This is a genomic window from Vibrio sp. 2130-1, from assembly GCF_033339515.1.
On sequence record NZ_JAWOUT010000064.1, the window covers coordinates 1 to 1,328 of the forward strand.

A 1,328-nucleotide genomic window follows, 5' to 3' on the forward strand; every position below is an offset into this window, starting at 1 on the left:
GGCTACCAGCACCTTTAGCTTGGTAGCGTTCAGCTTTAAACGGCGCTGCGGCTACTTCGATTTCACGTAGTTCTTGAGGACCAGGTGCTTTTGTCATTGGTGCGCTAGCTCGTGGCTTAGCAACAACGTTGATAACTTCAGCTTTCATCTCTGGCGCTGCTACTGGAGTTTCAACGGCAACTTCTGTTGCTGCTTCTTCCTCCGTTTCTGCAACGACTGGCTCTTGAACCGGAGCTTCTTCAACAACTGTTTCTGTTGTTGCTTCCGCAACAGGTGCTTCAGCCACTTCAACGATCGGCTCTACAGGAGCTTGATCAACCGCTACTGGCTCTGCCTTTTCAGGCGCTACAGCTTCAACAATCGGTGATTCAGCTTTAGCTTCTACTGTTTCTTGAACTTTAGGTTCAACAACAGGTGCTTCAGCTACCGCAGGTTGCTCACGACGGATGATGACTTTACCCATTGCCATTTCAGGGCAAGCAAAACCACCTTGCATAGCAGGTACAGTTGCAATTGCCACAACCGCTTCTTCCTGAACTCGCTCTTCCTTCTTAGGCGCTGGTTTTGGAATGTAACGTGGCATCACTTTACCCATTGCCATCTCAGGAGATGCTACACCGCCTTTGCGCAGACGGAATGGGTTAGGACGACGATCACGACCACGACGACGACGTTGACCACTTGCTCGTAGGTGACGAGGAGAACGACGGTTACGACGTTGTTTCGATTCACCTTGCTTGTTGTCTTGCTGTGCGTCTGCTGCTGTATCAACGGCTTGATCTACTTGAGACTCAACAGGTTCAATTGCTTTCACTGCTGTTTCTTCTACTTGCTCATCGGCAAGTTGATCTTTAACACGAACAGATTTGTTCAGTTTGCGACGTTGACGGCGCTCTTTGACTTTCTCTGTTTTCGCGTTTGCTTTCGCTTTATTCTCTTCAGGCTTCACTTCTGAGCGAGCTTCAGCCGCAAGTTGCAAGCCTTTTTCCGCTACTTTCGCGTTTGCTTTCGGCTCTTGAGCTTTTTCAGCTTGTTGAGGTTTTGGCTTACGCTTCTGGCTACGGTTTGGTTGCTGTTTGTTTGCAGGCTGTTGAGCTTCGTTTTGCTCATTAGCTTGCTCTTCACGAGGCTTACGGCGACGACGGTTATCACGGTTTTCACGACCTTCGCGGTTATCGCGTTGGTTGCTACGACGACGGTCGTTGCGATCGCGTTTGTTGCGCTTGTTGTCGCGGTTTGATTTCTTCTCTTCTTGTTTTGGTTCTTCTTTTACTTCTTCAGAACCACCAAATAGGAAGCTACCTAGTGCTTTAAACAAACGGCTGAAT

Annotated in this window: 1 pseudogene; it reads right to left on the reverse strand. The window is 48.9% G+C overall.

Annotated features, from left to right (window positions below):
• Positions 1-1,328: pseudogene (locus R7Q09_RS24240) on the reverse strand (ribonuclease E); the annotation flags it as partial.